The following is a 24480-nucleotide window of genomic DNA, read 5'->3' on the forward strand; positions in this document are numbered from 1 at the left end:
GCTACTCCAGCGGGCACCTGGTGAGCAGCGTCGCGGTGTCCGCACCGGCGGGGCGCCGGACGGTGTGATCGGCCGGGGGCCGCCCCGTTCCGGCGACCCACTCCTCCAAGGCCTCGAACGCGGCTCGGTGGCACGGCACGATCGGGCGGAGCCTGTCGGGGAACGTGTCGACGAGGGAGTCGACATGCGTGCCGTCCTCGATGCGGTAGTAGCGCAGGAGCGCGCCGCGTCCGGACTCCCGCACCATCTTCGCGTAGACGTCGGAGTCCTTGCTGATGGGCAGCAGGACGTCGAGGGTTCCGTGGAGGGTGATCAGGGGTTTGCCGATACGTCCTGTCAACGCGATGCGGTCGACGGCCCGTTGGACTGCCTTGGGGCGGCCCGCGTAGTCGTAGTCGGCGTCGCAGGCGGGCGTCCCCGGGGCGCAGTAGGGAGTGCCGGCGTCGGTCGCGCCGTCGAAGTCCGGGTCGAGTTCCTCGCGGTAGATGCGCTGGGTCAGGTCCCAGTAGACCTTGTGGTGGTAGGGCCACAGGAACTCGGAACCAGCCGGGTAACCGGCCTTGTGCATGGCCTGTTGTGCGGCTTCGGCCCCCTCGCCGCCGGCGGCGTACGACGAGTAGGTGCGCAGGGCCGGAGGCAGGAAGGTGAGCAGGTTGGGGCCCTCGGTGCGCCAGAGGGTGCCTTCCCAGTCGACTCCGCCGTCGTAGAGCTCGGGGTGGTTCTCCAGCTGCCAGCGCACCAGGTAGCCGCCGTTGGACATGCCGGTGGCGACGGTGCGGGCGGGTGGGCGGTGGTAACGCTGGGCCACAACTCGCTTGGCCGCGCGGGCGAGTTGGGTGACGCGGTCGTTCCACTCGGCGATGGCGTCGCCCGGCTTGCGGCCGTCCCGGTAGAAGCTCAGGCCGGTGTTGCCCTTGTCCGTGGCGGCGTAGGCGTAGCCGCGCTTGAGGACCCAGTCGGCGATGGCGCGGTCGTTGGCGTACTGCTCGCGGTTGGCCGGCGTGCCGGCGACGACGAGCCCGCCGTTCCAGTGGTCGGGCAGCCGGATCACGAACTGGGCGTCGTGGTTCCACCCATGGTTGGTGTTCGTGGTGGAGGTGTCGGGGAAGTAGCCGTCGATCTGGATGCCGGGGACGCCGGTGGGTGTAGGCAGGTCCTTGGGGGTGAGACCGTTGTAGTCGGCCGGGTCCGTGTGTCCGGAGTGGACCGTGCCTGCGGTTGTCAACTCGTCGAGACAGTCGGCCTGTTGGCGCTCCGCGCCGGGTACGCGCAGGTGGGCGCGGGCGGCGCAGTGGCCACCGGGGGTGGCTGTGTCGGCCGCGGGTGCCGTCGCGGCGGACGCGAGGACCAGTGAGCAGACTCCCGCGAGGGAGAGTGCCGCGCGTGCGGTTCGTCCGCGGGGCGGGGTGGATTCCGTTTCGGTCCGGCCTTGGGGCATCCGTTCCTCCAAGTGACGTGGTGCGGACGACTCGGAGGCTAGAGCCGGCGTGGGCGGCTCGGACATGTGCGGGCCCGCCATGACGTCGGCGCCGACAGGGGCGCCGGACACCATGGCGGACCGGTTCCTCGCTTACCCGCCGAGGCCGGAGAACCCTCGGGTCATCGGTCCGTCAGTGCTCGGCGTCGCGGACCAGGAGGGCGATCTGGACGCGGTTCTCGACCCCCAACTTGGCGAACAGGCTGCCGGTGTGCGCCTTGACGGTTCCGACGCTGATGCGCAGCCGCTCGGCGATCTGCGGGTTGCCGAGCCCGTCCGCGATCGCCCTGGCGGTGTCGAGTTCGCGTGCGGTCAGCGCGGACAGCCGTGTCCGTGCCGCCTCGCGTGAGGTGTCGCGGGCGTGCGCGGAGTCCGGTGCGGTGGCTGCCGCGATGACCCGTGCCGTGGCCGCCGGGGACAGCACGGGGTGGCCGTCCGCGACGGTGCGCACCGCGTCGACGAGCTGCGCCGGCCTGGTGTCCTTGAGGACGAATCCGAGGGCTCCCGAGCGCAGCGCGCCCAGCACCAGCTCGTCGGAGTCGAAGGTGGTCAGCATGAGCACCCGCGGAGGTGCCGGTCGGCCGAGCAGTTCCCGGGTCGTGCTGAGCCCGTCGCGTCCCGGCATCCGTACGTCCATCAGCACGACGTCGGGCCGCAGTTTCTCGGCCGCCGCGAGCGCGCTGTCTCCGTCAGCCGCTTCCGCGACGACGGTCAGGTCGGGTTCGCCGTCGATCACGAGCCGCAACGCCATCCGGACGAGTTCCTCGTCGTCGACGATGAGGACGCGAACCGACTCCTGGCGGGTGTTCACTCGTGCTCTCTTTCGCCGTGGTGCTTCGCGTGCGGCCAGGGTAGGTGTGCCGTGAGGACGTAGCCATGGTCGGACGTGGGGTGGTGGTCGAGTTCGCCGCCGGCGAGGGTGATGCGTTCGCCGAGGCCGAGCAGGCCGTATCCCGAGCGCGGTGGTGGTTCGATGCTCGTGGTGGGCCGGGAGTTGTGGACGCTGACGTGCAGTGTGTCGCCGGCCGTTCCGTCCAGCGTGATGTGCACACGGGCACCCGGGGCGTGTTTCGCGGCGTTGGTGAGGCCTTCTTGGACGAAGCGGTAGCAGGTGCGCCCCAGGGCGTCAGGGGGATCGCCTGTCACGGTGGTGGTGCAGGTGACATCCACTCCGGACGACCGGGCGTCCGCCACAAGGTCCGGCATCCGGTCCAGGGAGGGCTGCGGTGGTTCCGGTTCCGCCGGGTCGGCGCGGAGCACCCCGAGCACATCACGTAGTTCCTCGAGTGCCTGTCGGGAGCCTTCGGCGATGCCGCGGACCAGCGTGCGGTTCTCCTCCGCCGGAAGGTCGCCGCGGTGGTCCAGGGCTCCGGCCTGCATGGCGACCAGGGAGATCCGGTGCGCGAGCACGTCGTGCATCTCGCGGGCGATCCGGTTGCGCTCCACCGCCCGTACCTGGGCCACGCGGGCGGCGTGTTCGCGCTCCATGCTGTGTGCCCGATCCCGCAGGGACCGTACTTCGACGCGTCGTGCGCCGATGGCCATGCCCACGGCCACCGCGATCCCCGCGGCCAGCGCCGGGGACACGATCTGTAGCCACCACGAGTCCTGCGGCGTCCGGATCGCGTAGACCCGGCCGGTGAACTGCGCCATGGTCACGTAGGCGAGTACGACGGCCCCGATCTCCATCGGACGGCGCCGGACGGAGACCGAGCCCAGCGCCCACAGCGCCGCTCCGGCGGCGGCCGCCGAGACCGTCCCGGCAACGACCACCGTGACGGCGACCGCGACGGGAAAGCGCCTTCGCCACAGCAGCACCGCCAGACATCCGAGGGCCACCAGCGGATCGCCGACGAGGAACCACGCCCCCGTCCCGTCGCCCTGCCAATGCACCGCCACACCGGTGTAGAGCCAGGCGACCACGCCCACGGCGGCTGCCGCCAGCAGCCGCCAGGTCTGCTGCCACGCTCCGGGGCGTGGCGAGATGTCCGTGTTCACCCGGCAATTATCGCCAGGGCCCTCGGCCGGTACGTCCGACCTGAGGCGGGTGTGCCTATGCCCCAGGTCCAAGACGGTCCGAGCCGCCGGGCCGATGTGCGGGCCGCGCCCGGCGGCCAGAGTCGTTCACACGCCGTGCCGGCCGGAACCACCAATCACTCCCCGTGCCACGTCCTCAGGAGGAAAGCAGATGCGCAGCAGGCCCCTGTCCCTCGCCCTCGCCATCCTCGCGGTCACGGCGACCGCGACCGCGACGACCGGAGCGTCGGCTGCGACGCCGGACACCGGGATGCGCACTGCGGGCTCCCCGCACTGGGGCGCGTGCCCGCAGCCGGAGGCGTCACCGCGCCTCCAATGCTCGACGCTCCAAGTCCCCCTCGACTACGGCGAACCCGACGGCCGGCGGATCGAGATCGCGATCTCCCGCCTCGCGAGCGACAACCCCTCCAAACGCCGCGGCGTCCTGTTCCTCAACCCCGGCGGCCCCGGTGGCGAGGGACTCGCCTACCCGTCCCTGCTCGCGCGTTCGCTGCCGCAGGGCGTGCTCGACTCCTACGACGTGATCGGCTTCGACCCCCGAGGTGTCGGCCGGAGCACACCCGTGACCTGCGACCTCACACCACAACAGCGTCAACGCGGCAACTTCCCGCGGTACGCGCACACCGCGGCCGACGTCCTCCGGGAGACGAAGCACGCACGGACCGTCGCCCGCCAGTGCGCCGACTCGCGCACCGCGTGGACGCTGCCGCACATCACCACCGCGAACACGGCGCGTGACATGGACCGCGTCCGGACGGCGCTGGGCGCGCCGAAGCTGTCCTACCTCGGTCATTCCTACGGCACCCACCTCGGCGCGGTGTACACGACGCTGTTCCCCGAGCGCAGCGACCGGATCGTGCTCGACAGCAACCTGGGCCCCGGCGGCTATGACCGCACCGCCTTCCGGATGCTGGGCCGTGGGATGCAGGACCGGTTCCCGGACTTCGCCGCGTTCGCCGCCGCGCACCCCGCGTACGGTCTCGGCAGCACGCCGCGGCAGGTGACCGCCACGTTCTTCCGGCTCGCGAAGCGGCTGGACGCGGACCCGGTCGACGGCATCGACGGGACGGCGTTTCGCGGGTTGACCTTCGACCGCCTCTACAGCGACGCCCTCATGCCCACGCTGGCCAAGGCCTGGCAGTCGCTCGACCAGGGCAGACCGCTGCCGCCCAACCCGTCGGTTCCGGAGAACCTCATGGCGGGCTGGCTTCACGTGCTCTGCAATGACACGCCCTGGCCGAGGAAGGTCCGTGACTACCAGCGCGCCGCGGCGCTCGACCGTCTCAGGTACCCCATGGTGGGCGGGTCCACGGGGAGCATCGGGCCGTGCGCTTTCTGGCCGGACGAGCGCGCCGAGCCGCCGGTACGGATCACCGACCGAGGCCCCGCGAACGTCCTCATGGCACAGAACGAACGGGATCCCGGCACACCGTCGGCCGGGGCCAGGAAGCTGCGCGAGGTCTTCGGCAAGCGGGCCACGATGGTGACGGCCGATCAGGGCGGGCACGGTGTCTATCCGTTCGGCCGCAACACGTGCGCGAACGACACGGTGACCTCGTTCCTGACCACCGGACAGCGCCCGTCGCGGGACGTCGCGTGCGCGGCCGAGCCGGCCAACTGACGGGGGGTCCAGGACATGATGTGGGAATGGCGGCGGCGCCGGGCGGTGCGGCGCGTGGAGCCGGGGGACGGACGTCCGCTGAAGCGATTCCGTTGGTGGCAGCTTCCGTTCCGGGCGCTCTTCCACCTTCGGCTGACGCATATCGACGGGCGGCAGGAGGTGTACTCCGTCGATGTCAGACACGGCCAGAACCAGTCGTCCGGCAACGTCAGGGCCCGCCTCTACCTCGGCGGCAGACTCCACTCGCAGTCCCGGCTCCCCGCCGTGCTGCCCGTTACCGGCGGCGTCATCGAGGTCCGGATGAGCGGCTTCGGACTCAAGCGCTGCCACTACGTCACCGATGACGGGGGCGAGTTCCAACTCACCCCGGACCCCGCCTCGGCCGAGGGCCGCCGGGCGCGCCTCGACCGGTCACACCCCTCGCTGAGCCGCCGCGTCGCGGCCCTCTCGGCGGGCATCCTCGTCGCCGCCGTGGCCGTCCTCGTGCCGCAACTCGTCGAACAGATCACGGCACCGGCCGCCATCGCGCAGCACACCGGTCGGTTCCACTCCCCCGTCGACCTGCCGAAGTGGGGCAACATCGCGATCGGCCTCGCCACAGCGGCGGCCAGCACGGAGCGGGCACTGCGGTTGCGGTACAGCCGGCTGCTCGACGGGGCGGCGGGGTGAAGGAGCGGGTCCCCTCAACGCCCCGACAACACCGTCGACGCCCTCGGGACCAGCCGCAGCGGCAGCTCACGGGGCGGGGCGGGATCGGCGTCCGGGTCCGCAGCCAGGTCTACCCAACTGGCCGTCCAGGGCGTGGAGATGAGGGTCTGCACACGCCTTGACACCACTCCACGCCCCTCCGTACGGTCCGCTACATGTCCAATCGTGAGCGCATAGACATTCACAACGATGCGTCCGAACCGGTGTACGGCGCGGGCGTCTGGCACTTCGCCACCTATGTCGACCGCTACGCCACGGACGGATACGGCGAACCCCGTACCGTCCTCGACGCCATCAAGCTGGCCGGCGCCGTCGGTGACCTGTCGGTGCTCGACCTCAACTGGCCCTTCCCACCCGGTGACATCAGCACCAAGGAGGTCAAGGACGCGCTCGCCGAGCAGAGTCTGCGGGCCATCGCCGTGACCCCGGAGTTCTATACGGGCAAGTTCGCCAAGGGCGGCTTCACCAACCCTGACCCCGCCGTGCGCCGCCAGGCCATCGACCTGGTCGCCGGCGCGGCCGAGGTGGGGCGTGAACTCGACGTGGAGTACGTCAAGTTGTGGCCGGGGCAGGACGGCTACGACTATCCGTTCCAGGCCGACTACACCGACCTGTGGGAGAAGTCGGTGGACGCCATCCGCGAACTCGCCCACGCTCACCCGGACTTGAACTTCGCCATCGAGTACAAACCGCGCGAGCCGCGCAACAGGATGGTGTTCTCGTCCGTCGCGCGGACCCTCCTCGCCATCGAGGACATGGGCGTCGACAACGTCGGCGTGCTGCTCGACTTCGGGCACTCGCTGTACGGGGGCGAGACGCCCGCGGAGGCCGCGCGCCTGGCGATCGCCCGCGACAAGCTCTTCGCGATCGACGTCAACGACAACTTCCGTGGCTGGGACGACGACATGGTCGTCGGTTCCGTACACCTCCTGGAGACGTTCGAGTTCTTCTACGCGCTGCACGACGCGGGCTGGGAAGGAGTGTGGCAGCTGGACCAGTTCCCGTTCCGGGAGGACCCCGTCGAGGCGGCGCGCACCGGCATTCGTACGATGCGGGCCTTCCACCGGGCGCTGGGCTATCTGGACCGGGAGGAGCTCGCCGCACGCCAGGCCGCGCAGGACGGGCTCGGTGCCCAACGCGTCGCGAAGCGCGCCCTGTTCCGGGCCCTGGCGGAGAGCGAGGCGCAGTGACGGCGACCCTGGAGGCCGCCGCGCCGCTGCGGGTCGACGAGCCCGCTGCCGACACCTACCGGCAGCGCAACGCACTACTGCGCGCGGCCTCGCCGCAGGCGGCCGCCGCCGAACTCGCCGAGATCTCCACCGGAGTACGCCGCGACATCCTCACCACCATTCAGGCCGCCGGAATGGGGCATGTGGGCGGCGACCTGTCGGTGACGGATCTGCTGGTGACCGCGTTGTGGGGAACGTTGCGGGTCGAACCGGCCGACCCCGGCGCACCGCTGCGGGACCGGTTCGTCCTCAGCAAGGGGCACTGCGCCGCCGCCCTGTACTCGACGCTCGCCTCCTGTGGCTTCTTCCCGCGGGAACGGCTGAGCGAGTTCATGGCGCCGCTGTCGCCGCTCAATGGCCATCCGGCGCGGCTCAAGGTGCCTGGCGTCGAGACCAACACCGGCCCACTGGGGCACGGCTTCCCGGTCGCCACCGGCTGCGCGCTCGGCGCCCGGATTCGCGGCGAGGACTGGCGCACACTCGTCGTCCTGGGCGACGGCGAGATGCAGGAGGGCAGCAACTGGGAGGCCGCGATGACCGCCGCCCACTACGGTCTGTCGAACCTGACGGCCGTCGTCGACCGCAACCGGCTGCAGCAGGGCGCCCGCACCGAGGACACCAAGACGCTGGAGCCGCTGCACGAGAAGTGGGCGAGCTTCGGTTGGGAGGTGCGCGTGATCGACGGTCACGACCACCGGGCCATCAAGGAGGCCTACGCGCCGTCCACCACGGGACGCCCGGTCGCGGTGATCGCCAACACCGTGAAGGGGAAGGGTGTGTCGTTCATGGAGGACCGCGTCGAGTGGCACCACAAGGTACCGACCGATGAACAAGTTGCGCTTGCAATACGGGAGTTGGCCCGATGACTGCCGTGGCCGAGCAGGCGCCGACGTACGACTGTCGCGCGGACTTCGCGGACGAACTCGCCGCGCTCGCCCGCGCCGACGAGCGCATCGTGGCCGTCTGCAACGACTCGGTCGGCTCCAGCAATCTCATGGCGTTCCGCGAGGAGTTCCCCGACCGGCTCGTCAACGTCGGCATCGCCGAGCAGGACATGGTCGGGGTCGCGGCGGGCCTCGCCAACGCCGGGTTCATCCCCTTCGTGTCGGCCGCGGCACCCTTCCTGACGGGCCGCGCCCTGGAGCAGATCAAGGCCGACATCGCCTACACCCACCGGCACGTGGTGCTGTGCGGGCAGAGCCCCGGCATGGCCTACGGGGAGCTGGGCCCCACACACCACTCCATCGAGGACCTGTCGTGGCTGCGGGCGGTGCCGGGCCTGGGGATCGTCGTACCGGCCGATCCCGCCGAGACCCGCGCCGCCGTACGCTGGGCGGCCGCCTCCGGCACACCGGCGTATCTGCGGATCCCGCGTTTCAAGGTGCCTGCCGTGACGCCGGCCGCCACGTCGTTCACCATCGGCCGGGCCACGCGCCTCGCGGACGGTACGGACGTCACCGTCATCGCGGTCGGCACGATGGTCTCGCGCGCGCTGGAGGCGGCCAAGCTCCTTACCGAGGAGGGGATTTCGGCGCGGGTGCTCAACATGGCGTCCGTGGAGCCGCTCGACGCCGAGGCCGTGGTGGCCGCCGCCCGGGAGACCGGTGGCATCGTCACCGCAGAGGAAGGGCTGCTGTCCGGCGGTCTCGGCGCCGCGGTGGCGCGCGTCGTCGTCGAGCGGTGTCCCGTCCCCTTCCGCATGCTGGGTGTGCCGTCCTTCGCACCGACGGGCAGCGCCGCGTTCCTGCTGGAGCACTTCGGGCTGACCGCGCAGGGCATCGGCGCCGCCGTGCGTCAGGTCCTGGGGCGGGCGTGAGCACGATGGCCGGACAGGGACAGGAAAACGGACACGTACTCGCCGTCGACCAGGGCACGAGCTCCACCAAAGCCCTGCTGCTCGACGCGTCCGGTGCCGTGGTCGCACGGGCGAGCGCGCCTCTCACCCAGACTCATCCGGGCCCCGGCCTGGTGGAGCAGGACGCGTCGGCGATCCTCGACAGTGTCCGAACGGCAATCACCGCCTGCACGGCGGGAGTTGAGCCCGCCACCGTGGCCGGTGTCGCGCTCAGCACCCAGCGCGAGTCGGCGGTGTTGTGGGACGCCGCCACCGGGCTGCCCGTCGCCCCGCTGGTCAGCTGGCAGGACCGGCGTGGCACGGGGCGGGCGGCCCGCATCGAGCGGGCGGGGATGAGCGGGGAGGTGCGGCGGCGCACCGGCCTTCCGCTCGACCCGATGTTCTCCGCCCTGAAGATGGCCGCGCTCCTCGACGCACACGATCCGGCGCGCTCGCTCAGCCGGGCCGGCCGGCTCCGGCTGGGCACGGTCGACGCGTTTCTGCTCCATCACCTCACCGGTCAGGCCGTCACGGAGATCGGGAACGCCTCACGCACCCAGCTGCTCGACCTCACGACCGGAGACTGGGACGAGGAACTGCTCGGGCTCTTCGGTATACCGAGGGCGACACTGGCCCGCGTCGTCCCGTCCGACGGGCCGTTCGGCCAGGTGAAGGGGGTGGCAGGCCTCGGCGGCGTGCCCGTCCTGGCCGTCCTCGGCGACTCGCACGCCGCGCTGTTCGCCCACGCGGGCTGGCGGCCCGGCATCGTCAAGGCGACGTACGGCACCGGCTCCTCGGTCATGACAGTGGCCGGGACACCGGACGTCGCGGGCAGCGTGTGCACCACCATCGCGTGGTCGACGAAGGCGGCCGGGAAGCCCACGTACGCGCACGAGGCGAACATCCGATCCTCGGGCCGCACCCTGACCTGGCTGGCCGACCTCCTCGGCACCACCGCGGAGCAGCTCATCGAGCTGGCGGGCAGTACCGGCGAGGGCGCGGAAGGCGTGACACTCGTCCCCGCCTTCGGCGGTCTCGGCGCCCCCTGGTGGGATCCGGCGGCCGTGCCCCTGCTCGCGGGCTTCGGCCTCGGCACCGGTCGTGCCCAACTCGCCCGCGCCGCAGTGGAGTCGGTGGCCCATCAGGTCGCCGATGTGCTGGCCGCCATGCCGCCCGCGACGCGCCTGGTAGCCGACGGCGGCCTGAGCCGCAGCGACACCGTCATGCAGTTGCAGGCGGACCTGTCGAACGTCGCGGTGGCCCGCGCGCGGCACCACGAGCTGTCCGCCGTCGGAGCCGCACACCTCGCCGGCCTCCGCCTCGGCCTGTGGACGGGCGAAACGCTGGAACGACGGGCGGACGACGACCTGACGGTCTTCTCCCCCGCCTGGGACGACACCCGACGCCGCGCCGCCGTCACGCACTGGCGCCGGCACCTCGCAGCCGCCCGCGACCTCGGGACGAGTGGGCCACCACAGCCGACGGCGACGGGCTCGGCCTCTTCACCCGCCGCTCATCTGCGGCGATAGCATGACGAACCCCGGTCGGGACATCGTCCTTGTCGGGACATCACCCTTGTCGGGGCAGGCACACTGAAGGAGGCCGCAAGGTGGCGGGAGCGACGACGCCGAGCCCGGATCATGTCCGGCTGCTGGTCAAGGTGGCCCGGCTCTATCACGAAAGCGGCCTGCGGCAGCCCGAGATCGCGGCCCGCCTCAACCTGTCGCAGCCACGGGTCTCGCGTCTCCTGAAGGAGGCGGTGGACCGCGGCGTGGTGCGTACCGTCGTGATGTCTCCGGAAGGTGTGCACGCGGAACTGGAAGACGCACTGGTCGAGCGGTACGGGCTGCGCGACGCGCTGGTGGTGGAGGTGGAGGGCGCGGGCCCCGAGGTGATCCCGGCGCTCGCCTCCGCCACCGCCACCTACCTCGACGCCACCCTCACCGGCGGTGATGTCATCGGCATCTCGTCCTGGAGCGCCACGCTCCTGGAGGCGGTCAACGTGATGCGCGCCAAGACACCGTCCGTTGCCCAGGAGGTCGTCCAGCTGCTCGGTGGCACCGGCAGCCCGGAAGTGCAGCTGCACGCCACCCGCCTCACCAGTCGCCTCGCCGAACTCACCGGCGCCAGACCGGTGTTCGCGCCCTCCGCGGCCCTCGTCGGCAGCAGCGAGCTGCGGGACCTCCTGGTGCGGGAGCCCGCCATGGCCGAAGCCATCAAGGCCTGGTCGCGGCTGACCCTGGCCCTCCTCGGCATCGGCACCCTCGAACCCTCCCCGCTGCTGCGCCGCTCCGGCAACGCGATCCCGCCCGAGGACCAGCGCGCCCTGAAGAAGCTCGGCGCGGTCGGCGACGTCTGCGCCCGCTACTTCGACAGCGCGGGCGAACCGGTCGACGCCCCGTTCAACGACCGTGTCCTCGGCATCGAACGGGACCAACTGCACGCGGTGGAGCGGCGGGTCGGTGTCGCGGGCGGCCCGGAGAAGGTGGCGGCCATCCGCGGTGCGCTGCGCGGCGAGTGGATCAACATCCTGATCACGGACGTCGGGGCGGCGCGTGAACTCCTCGCGGAGTGAGCGCGCCGCCGCCCTCGCCCCTCACATCCCCTTCGCCCCCTCCCGGATCGCCTCCCGGATCCGGAAGTACGTGCCGCACCGGCACACGTTCCGGATGCCGTCGAGGTCGGCGTCGGTGATCGCGCGGCCCTCCTCCTTCGCCCGGCGGACCACCGCCACCGCGGCCATGATCTGGCCGGGCTGGCAGTAGCCGCACTGGGCGACGTCCTGGTCGAGCCAGGCCTGTTGCATCGGGTGCAGGTCGGCGTCCACCGTGTCGGCGAGGCCCTCGATGGTCGTCACCTCGTCGTCGGAGGCCAGCTCCTCGACGGGTATCGAGCAGGGGTTGACGGCCTTGCCGTTGAGGTGGCTGGTGCAGGCCTTGCAGACGTTGATGCCGCAGCCGTACTTCGGGCCTGTGACGCCCAGGATGTCGCGCAGCACCCACAACAGGCGCACGTCGTCCTCTACGTCGACCGTCACCTGCTCGCCGTTGACGCGAAAAGTGTGCTTGGGCACGGGGGTTCCAGTCTCCCTGATTCGTCGGTGGGTCGGATGCCAGTGGGTCAGATGGCGTGGTCGCGGCCGTCTGTCGGTGACTGCGGGACCGGCGGGACGGTCGGCTTGGGGGTGAAGGAGAGGGTGTCGTGGTTGATGGGGAACGTCGTCGGCATCCTGCCGGTCGCCCTCGCGTACGCGCACGCCACGGCGGCCATGGACGCCGCGACACCCAACTCCCCTGCCCCGCCCGGCTTCTCGCTCGTGTTGGGCATGACGATGATGTCGAGTTCGGGCGGGGTGTTCCACTGGCGTGTGTAGAGGTAGTTGTCCCAGCTCGCTTCCAGGAAGTGGCCGTCCTTCAGGTGCAGGCTGGAGGTCAGGGTCTGCGCGATGCCATCCATGAGGCAGCCCATCATCTGCGCCTCCAGACCCCGGGGGTTCACCGCGAGGCCCACGTCCACCGCGCACACCGCCTTGGTGACACGGGGTCCCGTGACGCCGTCGCGGATCGGCCGTTTCACCGTCTCCGGGCGGCAGTCGATCTCCACGAGGACCGCGTTGACCGCGTGGTACTCCGTGTGCACGGCCACACCTTGTGCCACCCCGTCGGGGAGGCTCCTCCCCCACTGGCCGGCCTCGGCGACCTTGTCGAGGACCGCGCGGGCCCGCTTGTCGTGGAGGAAGTCCCGGCGGAACGCGAGCGGGTCCTTGCCCATTTTCGCGGCGAGCCGATCGACGATGAGTTCGCGGGCACAGGTCACGTCGGGCGAGTAGACGTTGCGCATGCTGCCGGTGTTGAAGCCCTTGTCCGTCTCGTTGAGGAGCCGGCTGTAGGCCCCGAACTCGTACGGCATCGACTGCGACAGCTGGAAGAACGTCTCGGAGAAGGCGAGGTCGGCGACCGGCAGCTTCGCGGCCACGGCGGTGAGGGCCTCGCCGAAGCCCATGGAGAGGTCGGTGGAGACGCTGGTGTGCCGCTGCTTGAAGCTGAGTACTTTGTCGCCGGCGTACGAGGCGCGTACACGCGAGGTGGCCATCGGGTGGGCGCGGCCCTGGCGTGCGTCGTCGGCGCGGTGCCACATGAGGCGGACGGGCTTGCCCATCTTCTGGGAGATCTCGGCGGCTTCGAGGGCCGCGTCGAAGAACAGCTTGCGGCCGAAGGAGCCGCCGCTCTCGGTGACATGGACGGTGACGGCTCCGACCGGGAGGCCGAGGCGGGCCGCGATGGTCTGCTTGGCGACGATGGGAGACTTGAGGCCGCCCCAGATCTCCGCCTTGTCCGAACGGACGTCGGCTATCGCACAGTTGGGCTCCAGTGCGCTGTTGCCGCGGAAGTGGAAGGTGAAGCGCTCTTCCACGGTGCGGGCCAACGACGGGAGCCCCATGGAAGGCTCGGCCTTCTTCAGCTCGGCCAGGACCGTGTCGTCGGACTTGCCCTCCGCAGTGCCGCCTCGCCACGACACCTCCAGGGCGCGTACGGCGTCGATGCACTGGCCGAAGGTGCGGGCCCGCACGGCGACGCCGGTGGAGACGACCGCGGCGTCGGTGACACCGGGCATGGCCCGCACCGCGTCGAGGTTGGCCACCGAGCCGACCTTGCCGTTGATGGTGGGAGCGCGGCACACCATGGTGGGCAGCGCGTCCGGGACGGCGAGGTCCATGGCGAACTTCTTGGCGCCGGTGACGGCGGCTCGGGCGTCTACGCGGCCCTGGGGCGTGCCGATGACGGTGAACCGATCGGCCGATTTGAGCTGTGCCATGGCCTTCTGCGTCGTCGTCGCTGCGGCCTTCTCCGCCAGTTCCCCGATGCCGATACTCTTGCCCGCCGAGCTGAGGACGACGCCCGCCTTGACCGTCAACTCAGTGACCAGCGCACCCAGTTCGAGCGCCGCGGCGTCGAGGAGCCTGCCGCGCGCGATGGCGGCCGCCACCCGCACCGGGGTGTAGGTGGCGATCGTCGTGTTGGAGGCACCGGTGAGCTGGTTGAAGAGGAGTTCGGGGCGGGCGTCGGCGAGCGTGACGTGCACCCGGTCGAGAGGGACGTCCATCTCCTCCGCGATCAGCATCGCCGTGGACGTGGTGATGCCCTGGCCGACCTCCGCGCGCGGCAGCTCGAAGGACACCGTGCCGTCCTTGTTGACCTGGACCGTGATGAGTGCCGAAGTCGGCGCGGCCGCCAGGGTCATGGCGTCGTTGAGGTCGACGACTTCCGTGATGTCGAGGGACGGCAGGCCGCCGGCCCCCGCCACATCCTTGGCCGCCGCCCCCGAGGCCACGGCTTCCTTCGCCGGTGCGAGTTCGGCCGCGGCCACCAGCGTAGGTGCCGCCAGTACGTAGCCGAGCAACTGTCGTCTGCGCATGCTCCCTCTCACTCCGGCCGGTTCGTGTCCGGAAGATTGATGGCGATCGGCTGCCCCTCGGCCAGGAACAGGAGCACGAACCGACGGATCGCCTCTTCCAATGTCCACATGACCGCCGGCACCCCCGGTATGGGGATGAGCCCCTCGCGGAAGGCCACGAGCAGTGGCCACGCGCCCGCGACGAGCGGTTCCAGGATCGGTTCCTTGGACAGGCCGATCATGTCGCCGACCCGGCCGCCCAGCGTATACCGGGAGAACGCGCTTATCAGGGGGCGGGTGAGACCCAAGTCCAGTTCGGCCACGATGCCGAGGAGGACATCGGTCAGCTCCTCGCCCTCCTTGGTGTGCGCGAGGATCGGGTCGAGGACCTGCTTGGACTGGGCGTTGGCGGCGTCCCAGGTCTTCGGGATGTACTCCTCGTCGACGCCGAGCATGGCCGCGCTCACCTGCCACACGTGCAGATACGCGTCCGCGTCGGCGGAACTGACGCGCACACCCCAGTCCTTCAGCTTGCGCATGACGAAGGTGGCGAGGCTGTGCCAGGTGACGAGGATGTCGGCCTGGCTGATCGGGATCTTCTGGCCGCCGCTGACCTGTGTCCACGCCGGGGACTGCGGCAGCAGATGCCGGACCGCCGCGTGCACCATGCGCGTCTTGACCGCGGTCACGACCATCGAGCCCTGGGGCTTGTAGGCGTACAAGTCCCCGATGTCGTAGCCGAGTTTGGCGGTCTTGGCGATGCGGTCCTTCATGTCCGCGCCGCCCTTGGAGTAGTACACGGCGCGTGACTCGCGAGGTATGGCGGTGCTCATGAGGCCGCTGCCGAGGCCGTACAGGGCGCCCACGTAGATGCCCTTGGTCTTGCTGAACTTGGAGCCGCGGTCGAGCTTGGCCGGGTCCGCCCAGGAGGGCAGTTCGCGCGCGTTCTCCATGAACTCCCGCAGGTCCGCCGGGAGCCCGTCGGGCAGCGGCTGGTCGTTGCGCTTCCACTGCGCGAGAAGGCCGTTGACCTTGGCGACTTCACCGCGCTTCATGACTCCGGCGATCACCGGGTCGGCCTGCTCGTCCCACACCCACTCGGGGTCGATGCCCGCGCCGGAGCCGACGATCGAGTTCTTCGGTGACCAGGTCCACAGGGAGCGGGCGCTCGCCGGTGACGCGAGCCCGATCGCGCCGAAGGCGCCTAACGCTCCGCCCGCGAACAGCATGTTCCGCCTGCTGAGCCCGTGTTGTCCGTCGTTTCCGTTCATCGCTGGTCTCGTCTCCTCAACGGCCGCTGGGCCGGTTGGTGTCGGGGATCTCGATGGCGGTGCCCTTGCCCTTCGTGAGGAAGGCGAGGATGTACTGGCGTGCCGCCTCGTCGACCGTCCAGGCGAGCGGCGGCACGAGGGGCAGTGGCAGGAGCCCTTCGCGGAAGGCGACGAGCTTCGGCCAGACCGTCGCGATCGTCTTCTCCCAGAACGGTTCCTCCGGGATGCGGTCCATGTCCGCGACCCGGTCACCGACGAGATAGCGGGCCAGCGCGTTGCACAGCGGCCGGTCGATCCCGCCGGGGCTGGTCTGCTCCGCGAGCTGCCCGAGCAGGATGTCGGTGAGCTCGACGCCTTCCTTCGTGGAGGTGAGGATCGGGTCGAGTACCTGCTTGGACTGGGCGTTGGCCGCGTCCCATGTCTTGGGGATGTACTGGTCCTGGACGCCGAGCATGTGCACGGTGACCTGCCACAGGTGCAGATAGGCATCGGACTCGGCCGGGCTCACCGGCACCTTCCACTCCAGCAGCTTGCCCATCGCGTACGTGGCGAGGCTGTGCCAGGTGACGAGGATGTCGGCCTGGCTGATCGGGATCTTCTGGCCGCCGCTGACCTGCGACCAGGCAGGTGACTTGGGCAGCAGATGACGGACGGCGGCGTGCACCATGCGGGTCTTGACGGCCTGCACGACGCAGTCGCCGTCGGCACGGTACGCGTTGAGGTCGCCGACGGCGAAGCCGAGCATGCTCGTCTTGGCGACGCGGTCCTCCATGTCGGCGCCGCCCTTGGAGTAGTACACGGCGCGCGCCTCCCGGGGGATGGCGGTGCTGAGCATGCCGCCGCCGACCCCGTTGAGGACGTTGAGGTAGAAGCCACGCGTCTTGTTGAACGCGGCCGCCGTCTCCAGTTTCTCCCGGTCGGCCCAGGAAGGGAGTTGGCGCGCCTTGTCGATGAACTCCCTTACGTCCTGCGGGAGTCCGGCCGGTGCCGCCTGGTCGTTGCGGGTCCACGTGCGCAGCTGTTCGTTCACCTTCGGTACGTCGCCGCGGTCGATGACCGAGGCGACGAGCCGGTCCACCTCTTCGTCCCAGACCCACTCGGGGTCGACGCCGGCGCCCGCCCCGGCGACCGAGTCACCCGGTGACCACGTCCACAGGGACCGGGCGCTCACGGGGGACGCCGCGCCCAGTGCTCCCAACGCACCGAGGGCGCCGCCCGCGAGCAACATGTTCCGCCTGCTCAAGCCATCCATTGCTCCGAACTCCTCCTTGAGTTCCGTGACTCTCTCGACCGACAACAGGCCCTGCCTGAACGGCAGTTGCCTTGGTACGATGAAACACGTTGAGCATCTCTGTATCAGTACCACAGGGGAGCACAGGCAAGGCATGAACGCCAGAGGCTGAACGCAATCAGGGAGGCATCTGTGGAACCGAACGTGCTCGAGCTGGCCTTCAGCGAATCCACCGTCGAGGGCGCCATCGCGGACGACACCGCGGACGAGGTGACCGTCCGGCTGCTCGACGCCGCGTACGAGCAGTTCTGCCGCATGGGCATCAAGCGCTCGACGATGGCCGACGTGGCCCGGCTCGCGGGCGTCTCCCGGATCACCGTCTACCGCCGCTTCGACACCAAGGAGGCGCTGGTCGAGCATGTCGTGCGACGTGAATTCCGGCGCTACTTCGAGCAGTTCGCGACCGAGATCCGAGGCGCGGACACGGTCGCCGACCGGGTCGTCCTGGGCTTCGTGAGCTCGCTGCGCGCCATCCGCCACAACCGGCTCATCGGCGGCCTCATGGCGGTCGAGCCGGACTCCGTGGTGCCGTCGATGACCACCGACGGGGGCCGTACCCAGTACGTGGTGCAGCAGTTCGTCGCCGCGCGGCTGCGCGAGGAGCAGCGGGCGGGGCAGGTCTCCGCCGGGGTGGACGTGGATGTGGTGGCGGAGATGATGGTGCGTGTCTGCACGTCGTTCCTGGTCGTGCCCAGCCATGTCATCGACCTGGACGACGACGGGCGGATGCGGGAGGTGGCCCGGCAGTTCCTGGTGCCGATGCTGGGCCCGCCGACGTAGACCCTGTCGACGGACCTGGTCTCCCGGATACGACGACGCGACTTATTGACACAGCGCCAATAACGGTCCACGGTGGGCACCGCTCGCGCACAGTCCACCCAACCCCGCACGTTCCACGTCGTACGTTCCCGGGAGCCGCCGTGACGCCAACAGAGCAGCTACGCACGTCCGTTGACGGTCTGACGATCACCAAGCTATTGCGCCGCAACGCCCAGGAGTGCGGGGAGCGGCCCGCCCTCACCACCGGCATCGGGCCGGACGCGGGCACCCTGACCTGGACCCAACTGCGTGCCGAGACCGCCGCGCTCACCCGCGGTCTCGCCGGGCTCGGCCTGAGCCGCGGCGATCGCCTGCTCATCGCGATGTCGAAGCGGGCCGAGCACTGGGTCACCGACCTGGCCGCCGCCCACATCGGCGCGCTGCCCTGCAGCACGTACGACACCCTGAGCACGGAGCAGATCGGTGTCATCGCCCGGCACAGCGCGGCCACCGTGCTGGTCCTGGAGGGCGAGGAGCAGATGCGGCGCTGGGCGCCCGTCCTCGACGACCTGCCGCGGCTGCGCGCCGTCGTCGTCCTCGACTGGTCGGCCGCGCCCGCCGACGACCCGCGGTTCGTCAGCTACGCGGCCGTGCGCAACGCGCTGCCGCCCGACGACGCGGCGTTCGAGTCGCTCACCGACGCCGTGACCACGGACCAGCCGCTGGCCCTCGTCTACACCTCGGGGACCACCGGTGACCCCAAAGGCGTGGTGCTCTCGCACCGCAACGTGATCCACGAGTCCGTGATGCAGGAGCAGCTGGTGCCGCTGCCGCCGCATCCGCGCTCGGTCGCGTACCTGCCGATGGCGCACATCGCGGAGCGGGTCCTCGGGATCTACATGCCGATCTGCAGCGGCGGCCATGTCACCATCTGCCCCTCCCCCGACCAGCTACTGCCCGCGCTCCAGAAGGTCCGCCCGCATGGCTTCTTCGGTGTGCCACGGGTGTGGGAGAAGCTCACCACCGGCCTGCGCGCCCAGCTCGCGGCGCTCCCCGAGCAGCAGGCGACGGCCCTGGCGCAGGCCCAGAAGACGGCCCTCGAAGTCTTCCGGCTGCGCTCCGCCGGCAAGGACGTACCGCCCGAACTGGCCGAGCAATTTCAGAAGTTGGACGAACTCGCCCTGCGTCCGCTGCGCGCCGCGATCGGCTTCGACGACTGCCTGCGGGCGTTCAGCGGCGCCGCGCCGATCCCCACGGCCGTCCTGGAGTTCCTGGCGAGTGTGGGCCTGCCGGTGTACGAGGTGTGGGGCCTGAGCGAGACGACGGGCGCGGCCACGGTCAGTACGCCCGACGTGTTCGCCCTCGGCTCGGTCGGCCGTCCGGGGCCCGGGATCGAGGTCAGGGAGGCGAAGGACGGCGAGCTCTTCGTCCGCGGCCCCGTCGTCTTCTCCGGGTATCTCCAGGCGGACGGCGCCGTCGCGACCGGTACGGACGCCGACGGCTGGCTGGCGACCGGCGACGTCGGAACTGTCGATTCCCGGGGCATCGTCACCGTCACGGACCGCAAGAAGGAACTCATCATCACCGCCGGCGGCAAGAACATCGCCCCGACGAAGATCGAATCCCTGTTGCGCGCCCACCCGTTGATCGGCCAGGCCGTCGCGCTCGGCGACCGGCGCCGCTATGTCACGGCGCTGCTCGTCCTCGACGAGGAGGCGGCCCCGCAGTGGGCGCGGGCGGCCGGCCTCACCACGACCGAACTCGACGAACTGGCCGTGCACGCCGAGGTGTTGGCGGCGCTCGACTCCGCGGTCGAGGAGGCCAACGCGGTGCTGTCACGGGTGGAACAGGTCAAGCGGTACCGGGTCGTCCCGGGGCCGTGGACGACGGAGACCGGCGAGCTGACGCCCAAGCTGAGCCTGCGCCGCCGGGCCATCGACGACCTGCACGCGGCGACGATCGAGTCGATGTACGCGTCGGACGAGCCGGATGAGTCCCCCGCGTCCGCCGACAAGGAGTAATGCACCCATGGAAGGCAAGGCCCAGGCCACCCGGCGGCGCCGGATGGAACCGGACGCGCGCCGCGCCGAGATCCTCGCCGTCGCCCGCCGGCGGTTCGGGTCCGCCGGCTACGCCTCGGTGTCGATCTCGGACATCGCGGCCGAGGCCGGCGTGGCCCGGGCCCTGGTCAACCACTATTTCGGCGACAAGCGGCAGCTGTACCTGGAAGTGGTGCGGCAGATGATGGTCATCCCGGCCTCGGTGTCACAGCGGCTGCCGCGGACCACGGCCGAGGAACGGCTGGCCGTCTGCGTGGACCGCTGGCTCGAAGTCGTCGAGCGGAACCGGGAGATGTGGCTCGCGGCCATCGGCATGGAGTCCCTCGGCGACCCGGAGGTCGACCGGATCATGCTGGAGGCCGACGAGATCGCCACCGACCGGATCCTCGAAGCCGCCATGATGACGGAGGTCACCGAGGACGCGGGCCGGGAGAAGCTCCGCGCGATGATCCGTGCCCACAGCGCCATGCTCAAGTCCGCGTCCCACGAGTGGCTGGAGCGCGGCACGCTCACCCGCGACGACCTCCACGTGATGCTCACCCGCTCAGTGCTCCACCTGCTGCACACGGTCTTCCCCGCGGTCCGCGACCACTGACGGCGGCCACCCGCCACGTACACACCCTTCTTCTTCCCCAGGAGACACACCATGCCCCGAGTCCTGTCCGACGAACGCGGCGATCTGGTCAAGGCCATCGCGGACTTCTGCGGTCGCGAATGCGGCACGAAGGAACAGCGCGACAAGCTGACGTCCAACGGCGTGGAGCACCACAACCAGCAGCTGTACGAGAAGATGGCGAAGCTCGGCTGGCTCGGCATCGCCGTCCCCGAGGAGTACGGCGGCGCGGGCCGCGGCATGGTGGATCTCTCCCTCTTCCTCCAGGAGACGTCCTACGGCCGGGCCCCCATCAGCGGTTTCGGCACGACGATCATCACTGCGGCGGCGTACGAGAAGTTCGGCACCGAGGAGCAGAAGCGCACCATCCTCGAAGGCGTGGTGAACGGCCGGGTCGAGTCGGTCTCGATGTCCGAGCCGGGGGCCGGTTCCGATGTGGGCGCGCTGACCTGCCGTGCGGAGCGCACCGCGGGCGGCTATCTGGTCAACGGCCAGAAGACGTGGTGCTCCAACGCGCACTTCGCGGACCACATCCTCCTCATCGCCCGTACGGAACCGGGTTCGGCGAAGCACGAGGGCCTGACCCAGTTCATGGTGCCGACGGACGCCGCGGGTCTGACCATCCGCGGCATCGACACGATGGGCGGCAAGGAGGTCAACGACCTCTACTTCACGGACTGTTTCGTCCCTGACTCGGCGGTGGTCGGTACGCCGGGGAAGGCCTGGACGCAGCTGATGGCGGGCCTCAACCTGGAGCGCATGATCCTCGCCGCGATGATGCTGGGCGTGGCACGCCGGGCCTTCGACGACACCTTGGCGTACGTCCGCCAGCGCGAGCAGTTCGGCCGCCCCATCGGCTCCTTCCAGGCACTCAAGCACCGCATCGCGGACATGGCGACGGAACTGGAGTGCGCGCAGCTCCTCCTGGACGACACCGCCGCGACGATCGACGCGGAGCCGGGCAAGGTGTTCCCCCGCGAGGCCTCGATGGCGAAGCTCAAGTGCACGGAGCTGGCGAAGCACATCACCTTGGAGGGCATGCAGATGATGGGTGGCTACGGCTATGCCACCGAGTACGGCATGGAGGCACTGCTGCGCGCGACGGTGGTGTCGACGGTGTACGGCGGGACGAGCGAGATCCAGCGGGACATCATCGGCAAGACGTACGGCTTGTAAGGCCTTCGGGCGGGGCCGCGCGGTGTGCTCCTGGCAGGCGGCGCCGATGAGTTTCCGGCGGTTGTCGGGTCTACCCGTCGACGAAGGGAGCACACCATGAGCAAGATCATTGTCTGTACGTTCCTGACGCTGGACGGCGTCATGCAGGCGCCGGGCGCCTCGGACGAGGACGTCGAGGACGGGTTCGAGCACGGCGGCTGGCAGAAGCCGACCGACGACGAGGAGGTCGGCGCGGCCATCGCCGGCTGGTACGAGCACGCCGAGGCGATGCTGCTGGGCCGCAAGACGTACGAGCTCTTCGCTTCGTACTGGCCGACCGCCGATCCCGGCAACCCGTTCACCGCCCGGATGAACAGCATGCGCAAATACGTGGCGTCCCGGACCCTGACGTCGGTCGACTGGCAGAACTCCACGCTCCTGGAGGGCGACGTCGTCGACGCGGTGCGCAAGCTGCAATCGTCCGGTGGCGGTGAGATCAACGTCGTCGGCAGCGGCGACCTCGCCCAGACCCTGATGAGCAACGGCCTCGTCGACGAGTACCGGCTGACCGTCCACCCGGTGATCATCGGCACCGGAAAGCGGCTGTTCGCCGACGGGGCGATCCCCACCGCCCTGGAGCCGGTCAGCGTCTCGACGACGAAGGGCGGCACCGTCGTCGGCGTCTACCGGCCGAACGGCGAGCCCAGCTACGACAGCTACTGAGCGTCCTCGGCCCCGGCGACGTAGCATCCCGCCATGGTGCAAAGCTCCGCCCCGACCGTGGACGACTACCTCGCCGAGCTGCCCGAGGAGCGCGGGCCCGCGCTCGCCGAGCTCCGGCGGCTGTGCCGTGCCGAGCTGGCCGGGTTCACGGAGGTCATGGCGTACGGCATGCCCGCCTACGAGCGGGACGGTGTCGCCGAGATCGCGTTCGCGAGCCAGAAGCAGTACATCTCCTTCTATCTGATGCGCAGCGACGTGCGTGAGGCCTTCACCGAGCGGCTCGCCGGGCAGGACATGGGCAAGGGGTGTCTACGGTTCCGGAAGGCGGCCGCCGTCGACTTCGAGCTCGTACGTGAGCTGCTGCGGGCGACGGCCGCACGGCCGGGCGCCGTCTGCTGATCACGCCTGCCGACGGCGCTCGAAGCGGGCGTGCGCCGCGTCGTGCGCGGCGCGCAGCAGCCGCAGGACCGTGTCGTAGGTCCGCTCGCCGGGGTTGACGACGCAGATCCAGCTCTGGGAGCCGTACACGGGGTGGGGCAGCACGGTGTCGACGGCCGCGTAGCCCACAGAGGACTCTCCAGTGAGCTGCTGAAACATGGCCCGGTCGGTCTGGATGTTCACACGCAGACGGCCTGGGGCGTCCAGGTCCGACAGCGCGTCGCCGGGATAGTCCTTGGTGACGATCGTCGCGTACGGCTGCACGGCCTGCGGTACCTCACCGTCAGGCGCGTAGTAGAAGAACGCGTCGCCCCACGCGATCTCGGGGAAGTCGCCGCCGGGCTCCGGAGCGAGGACGAGCGCGCCGTCGAAGCCGCGCACGGTCGCGATGATCTGTTCCATACTCGTATTGCTGCTCATGGTTCAAGCATCATCTTGAAGTGCTTATGTGGGGTTGAGGGGATCGATGGCCGACGAGAGCGTCCTCAGGACCGTCGATGTCTCCAGGGAGTCGGGGTACTCCGTGCAACAGGTACGCGACCTGGAACGGCTCGGGGTCGTTCCGGCGGCCGCCCGGTCGAGCAATGGCTACCGGGCCTACGCACCCGTTCATGTGCGGGCACTGCGCGCCTACCGGGGGCTCGCCGGAGCCATCGGGCCCGTCGCCGCCCGGCAGCTGATGGCGGAGCTGTGGACGCGAACGGTCGCGGAGGCGGCCGCCGCGATCAACGCCGTGCATGCCGGCCTCGCGCGCGAACGCGAGGAGGTGGTGCGCGCCCAGCAGGCGCTGTGGGCGATCGAGTCCGAGGCGGCACACCACGACGCGGCCGAGGGTGGTGACACCGTCGATGACACCATGACCATCACCGAACTCGCCGCCGCGCTCGGCGTCCGCACCTCGACGCTGCGTTTCTGGGAGCGGGAGGGACTCGTCGCGCCCGACCGTGTGACCTCGCTGCGGGCGCGCCGCTACGACCCGTCGGCGATCGGCGCGGCCAGGATCGTCGCGGCGCTGCGCGGCAGCGGATACGGCATCCCCGCGGTGCGGGACATCATCGACTCGCTGCACTCACTGGAGGAGGGCGCCGGGACGGAGCGCGCCCGGCACATCCTCCTGAAACGCCTCGACGACATCGCCGCACGCTCGGTACAACTCCTGCGCGCGGGCGCCGACTTGGCGGCGACCCTGGACTCCCTCACTCGGGATGGGGCTCGGGCTTGACCGCGACGATCCGTTCAATCACGCCGAAGCTGTAGCGCTCACGCTCCACGACGTCGAAACCCGCCTCCCGTACCAGATGCAGGGGGCGGCGCAGCTGATGGTCGTCGGCAAGTGCCAGCATCAGCGGCTCGATGGCCCGCTGAAGCGTACGTACGGCGAATCGGTGGCTGATGACATGGTCGATCAGCAGGAGCGTGCCGCCCGGTGCGAGGACGCGGTGCATCTCGGCAACGGCCGCGCGGTCGTCCGGGATACAGCACAGGGCGAGCGCGCAGACGACCGTGTCGAAGGAGTCGTCGGGGAACGGGAGCCGTGTCGCGGACGCCTCGCTGAGTGTCGCGTCGACGCCGAGGTCGGCGGCCCGAACCCGGGCGCGGGCCAGCATGTCCGGGGAGAGGTCGACCCCGGTCAGATCGGTGCCCTTGGGGTAGTGCGGCAGGTTCAGCCCGGTGCCGACGGCGACCTCGAGGACCCGCCCCTGGGCCCGCTCACACAGCCGGGCTCGCCCACCGCGGAGCATGTGGCGGTCGAAGCGGCGCATGAAGCCGTCGTAGCGGGGTGCGTCGCGGGCCCAGATCTTCTGGGTACGCAGGTCCTGATCGCGAGTGGTCACGGCGGCCTCCCCTTCGGCGCGGGCATCCGGTCCCA

The 24480-nt window shown here is 70.3% G+C and carries 23 protein-coding genes; 14 read left to right on the forward strand and 9 right to left on the reverse strand.

The features are described from left to right. Position 1: 1 nt before the first annotated feature. The 3 genes from ACFYWS_RS01765 to ACFYWS_RS01775 all read right to left on the reverse strand — a co-directional run bounded on the left by ACFYWS_RS01765 (position 2) and on the right by ACFYWS_RS01775 (position 3475). Positions 2-1438 carry a 3-hydroxybutyrate oligomer hydrolase family protein gene (locus tag ACFYWS_RS01765; protein ID WP_389268391.1) on the reverse strand — a complete coding sequence of 479 codons (1437 nt, stop codon included), beginning with the start codon at positions 1436-1438 and terminating at the stop codon, positions 2-4. Positions 1439-1610: 172 nt separating this feature from the next. Next, positions 1611-2288 (reverse strand): response regulator, encoded by a 678-nt coding sequence (locus ACFYWS_RS01770; RefSeq protein WP_389268393.1) that lies wholly within the window; start codon positions 2286-2288, stop codon positions 1611-1613. Then, entirely contained in the window at positions 2285-3475 is a 1191-nt protein-coding gene (locus tag ACFYWS_RS01775; protein WP_389268395.1) for a sensor histidine kinase, read from the reverse strand. The genes ACFYWS_RS01770 and ACFYWS_RS01775 overlap by 4 nt, the downstream gene beginning before the upstream one ends. Before the next feature lie 190 nt (positions 3476-3665). Here ACFYWS_RS01775 and ACFYWS_RS01780 point away from each other — a divergent pair, with 190 nt between their 5' ends. The 7 genes from ACFYWS_RS01780 to ACFYWS_RS01810 all read left to right on the forward strand — a co-directional run bounded on the left by ACFYWS_RS01780 (position 3666) and on the right by ACFYWS_RS01810 (position 11481). Continuing rightward, positions 3666-5135 (forward strand): alpha/beta hydrolase, encoded by a 1470-nt coding sequence (locus tag ACFYWS_RS01780; protein WP_389268397.1) that lies wholly within the window; start codon positions 3666-3668, stop codon positions 5133-5135. 15 nt (positions 5136-5150) lie between these two features. Beyond that, positions 5151-5804, forward strand: a complete 654-nt coding sequence (locus ACFYWS_RS01785) for a hypothetical protein (protein ID WP_389268399.1) — start codon at positions 5151-5153, stop codon at positions 5802-5804. 194 nt (positions 5805-5998) lie between these two features. Next, entirely contained in the window at positions 5999-7033 is a 1035-nt protein-coding gene (locus tag ACFYWS_RS01790; protein WP_389268401.1) for a TIM barrel protein, read from the forward strand. After that, on the forward strand, positions 7030-7938 hold the full coding sequence (locus tag ACFYWS_RS01795) for a transketolase (protein ID WP_389268403.1): 909 nt from the start codon (positions 7030-7032) through the stop codon (positions 7936-7938). Before ACFYWS_RS01790 ends, ACFYWS_RS01795 begins: the two co-directional genes overlap by 4 nt. Beyond that, positions 7935-8888, forward strand: a complete 954-nt coding sequence (locus tag ACFYWS_RS01800) for a transketolase family protein (protein WP_389268405.1) — start codon at positions 7935-7937, stop codon at positions 8886-8888. The genes ACFYWS_RS01795 and ACFYWS_RS01800 overlap by 4 nt, the downstream gene beginning before the upstream one ends. Before the next feature lie 5 nt (positions 8889-8893). Next, positions 8894-10435 carry a glycerol kinase gene (locus ACFYWS_RS01805; protein WP_389269443.1) on the forward strand — a complete coding sequence of 514 codons (1542 nt, stop codon included), beginning with the start codon at positions 8894-8896 and terminating at the stop codon, positions 10433-10435. A gap of 80 nt (positions 10436-10515) precedes the next feature. Then, complete coding sequence (locus ACFYWS_RS01810) at positions 10516-11481, forward strand: sugar-binding transcriptional regulator (RefSeq protein ID WP_389268407.1); 966 nt, start codon at positions 10516-10518, stop codon at positions 11479-11481. A 21-nt stretch (positions 11482-11502) separates the two neighbouring features. Here ACFYWS_RS01810 and ACFYWS_RS01815 read toward each other — a convergent pair whose 3' ends face one another. The 4 genes from ACFYWS_RS01815 to ACFYWS_RS01830 are packed head-to-tail and all read right to left on the reverse strand — an operon-like array spanning position 11503 to position 16823. Next, complete coding sequence (locus ACFYWS_RS01815) at positions 11503-11979, reverse strand: (2Fe-2S)-binding protein (RefSeq protein WP_389268409.1); 477 nt, start codon at positions 11977-11979, stop codon at positions 11503-11505. A 47-nt stretch (positions 11980-12026) separates the two neighbouring features. Then, positions 12027-14321 (reverse strand): molybdopterin cofactor-binding domain-containing protein, encoded by a 2295-nt coding sequence (locus ACFYWS_RS01820; RefSeq protein ID WP_389268411.1) that lies wholly within the window; start codon positions 14319-14321, stop codon positions 12027-12029. 8 nt (positions 14322-14329) lie between these two features. After that, a complete protein-coding gene (locus ACFYWS_RS01825) occupies positions 14330-15571 on the reverse strand; it encodes an oxygenase MpaB family protein (protein WP_389268413.1) in 1242 nt (413 codons plus the stop codon). Positions 15572-15587: 16 nt separating this feature from the next. Beyond that, positions 15588-16823, reverse strand: a complete 1236-nt coding sequence (locus ACFYWS_RS01830) for an oxygenase MpaB family protein (protein ID WP_389268415.1) — start codon at positions 16821-16823, stop codon at positions 15588-15590. A gap of 171 nt (positions 16824-16994) precedes the next feature. On the opposite strand from ACFYWS_RS01830, the gene ACFYWS_RS01835 reads away from it, so the two are divergent. From ACFYWS_RS01835 to ACFYWS_RS01860, 6 genes are all read left to right on the forward strand, one after another. Then, positions 16995-17642, forward strand: coding sequence for a TetR/AcrR family transcriptional regulator (locus ACFYWS_RS01835; RefSeq protein ID WP_389268417.1), 648 nt, complete (start codon positions 16995-16997; stop codon positions 17640-17642). Between the two features lie 140 nt (positions 17643-17782). Further along, complete coding sequence (locus tag ACFYWS_RS01840) at positions 17783-19642, forward strand: AMP-dependent synthetase/ligase (protein WP_389268419.1); 1860 nt, start codon at positions 17783-17785, stop codon at positions 19640-19642. Positions 19643-19649: 7 nt separating this feature from the next. Next, on the forward strand, positions 19650-20276 hold the full coding sequence (locus ACFYWS_RS01845) for a TetR/AcrR family transcriptional regulator (protein ID WP_389268421.1): 627 nt from the start codon (positions 19650-19652) through the stop codon (positions 20274-20276). Positions 20277-20327: 51 nt separating this feature from the next. Then, positions 20328-21470: an acyl-CoA dehydrogenase family protein gene (locus ACFYWS_RS01850; protein ID WP_389268423.1), complete on the forward strand. Its 1143-nt coding sequence runs from the start codon at positions 20328-20330 to the stop codon at positions 21468-21470. A gap of 96 nt (positions 21471-21566) precedes the next feature. Further along, positions 21567-22172, forward strand: a complete 606-nt coding sequence (locus ACFYWS_RS01855) for a dihydrofolate reductase family protein (RefSeq protein WP_389268425.1) — start codon at positions 21567-21569, stop codon at positions 22170-22172. Positions 22173-22205: 33 nt separating this feature from the next. Continuing rightward, positions 22206-22571, forward strand: coding sequence for an iron chaperone (locus ACFYWS_RS01860; RefSeq protein WP_389268427.1), 366 nt, complete (start codon positions 22206-22208; stop codon positions 22569-22571). On the opposite strand, the gene ACFYWS_RS01865 is transcribed toward ACFYWS_RS01860, so the two are convergent. Then, positions 22572-23012 carry a DUF6194 family protein gene (locus ACFYWS_RS01865; protein WP_389269445.1) on the reverse strand — a complete coding sequence of 147 codons (441 nt, stop codon included), beginning with the start codon at positions 23010-23012 and terminating at the stop codon, positions 22572-22574. It lies immediately after the preceding gene. 64 nt (positions 23013-23076) lie between these two features. Here ACFYWS_RS01865 and ACFYWS_RS01870 point away from each other — a divergent pair, with 64 nt between their 5' ends. Further along, the gene (locus ACFYWS_RS01870) at positions 23077-23832 is read left to right on the forward strand and encodes a MerR family transcriptional regulator (protein WP_389268429.1); all 756 of its coding nucleotides are present in this window, start codon (positions 23077-23079) and stop codon (positions 23830-23832) included. Here the strand turns inward: ACFYWS_RS01870 and ACFYWS_RS01875 are convergent. Then, a complete protein-coding gene (locus ACFYWS_RS01875) occupies positions 23807-24445 on the reverse strand; it encodes a class I SAM-dependent methyltransferase (protein ID WP_389268431.1) in 639 nt (212 codons plus the stop codon). The two genes, ACFYWS_RS01870 and ACFYWS_RS01875, sit on opposite strands and share 26 nt — an antisense overlap. Positions 24446-24480: the final 35 nt, after the last annotated feature.

The organism is Streptomyces sp. NPDC002795 (assembly GCF_042888725.1).
Taxonomy (GTDB): domain Bacteria; phylum Actinomycetota; class Actinomycetes; order Streptomycetales; family Streptomycetaceae; genus Streptomyces.

Bases quoted from the DNA above. Each gene is read 5' to 3' on its own strand.
- ACFYWS_RS01765 (WP_389268391.1), bottom strand. From the start codon at position 1,438: ATGCCCCAAGGCCGGACCGAAACGGAATCCACCCCGCCCCGCGGACGA.
- ACFYWS_RS01780 (WP_389268397.1), top strand. From the start codon at position 3,666: ATGCGCAGCAGGCCCCTGTCCCTCGCCCTCGCCATCCTCGCGGTCACG.
- ACFYWS_RS01785 (WP_389268399.1), top strand. From the start codon at position 5,151: ATGATGTGGGAATGGCGGCGGCGCCGGGCGGTGCGGCGCGTGGAGCCG.
- ACFYWS_RS01790 (WP_389268401.1), top strand. From the start codon at position 5,999: ATGTCCAATCGTGAGCGCATAGACATTCACAACGATGCGTCCGAACCG.
- ACFYWS_RS01800 (WP_389268405.1), top strand. From the start codon at position 7,935: ATGACTGCCGTGGCCGAGCAGGCGCCGACGTACGACTGTCGCGCGGAC.
- ACFYWS_RS01805 (WP_389269443.1), top strand. From the start codon at position 8,894: ATGGCCGGACAGGGACAGGAAAACGGACACGTACTCGCCGTCGACCAG.
- ACFYWS_RS01820 (WP_389268411.1), bottom strand. From the start codon at position 14,321: ATGCGCAGACGACAGTTGCTCGGCTACGTACTGGCGGCACCTACGCTG.
- ACFYWS_RS01825 (WP_389268413.1), bottom strand. From the start codon at position 15,571: ATGAACGGAAACGACGGACAACACGGGCTCAGCAGGCGGAACATGCTG.
- ACFYWS_RS01830 (WP_389268415.1), bottom strand. From the start codon at position 16,823: ATGGATGGCTTGAGCAGGCGGAACATGTTGCTCGCGGGCGGCGCCCTC.
- ACFYWS_RS01845 (WP_389268421.1), top strand. From the start codon at position 19,650: ATGGAAGGCAAGGCCCAGGCCACCCGGCGGCGCCGGATGGAACCGGAC.
- ACFYWS_RS01850 (WP_389268423.1), top strand. From the start codon at position 20,328: ATGCCCCGAGTCCTGTCCGACGAACGCGGCGATCTGGTCAAGGCCATC.
- ACFYWS_RS01855 (WP_389268425.1), top strand. From the start codon at position 21,567: ATGAGCAAGATCATTGTCTGTACGTTCCTGACGCTGGACGGCGTCATG.
- ACFYWS_RS01860 (WP_389268427.1), top strand. From the start codon at position 22,206: ATGGTGCAAAGCTCCGCCCCGACCGTGGACGACTACCTCGCCGAGCTG.
- ACFYWS_RS01865 (WP_389269445.1), bottom strand. From the start codon at position 23,012: ATGGAACAGATCATCGCGACCGTGCGCGGCTTCGACGGCGCGCTCGTC.
- ACFYWS_RS01870 (WP_389268429.1), top strand. From the start codon at position 23,077: ATGGCCGACGAGAGCGTCCTCAGGACCGTCGATGTCTCCAGGGAGTCG.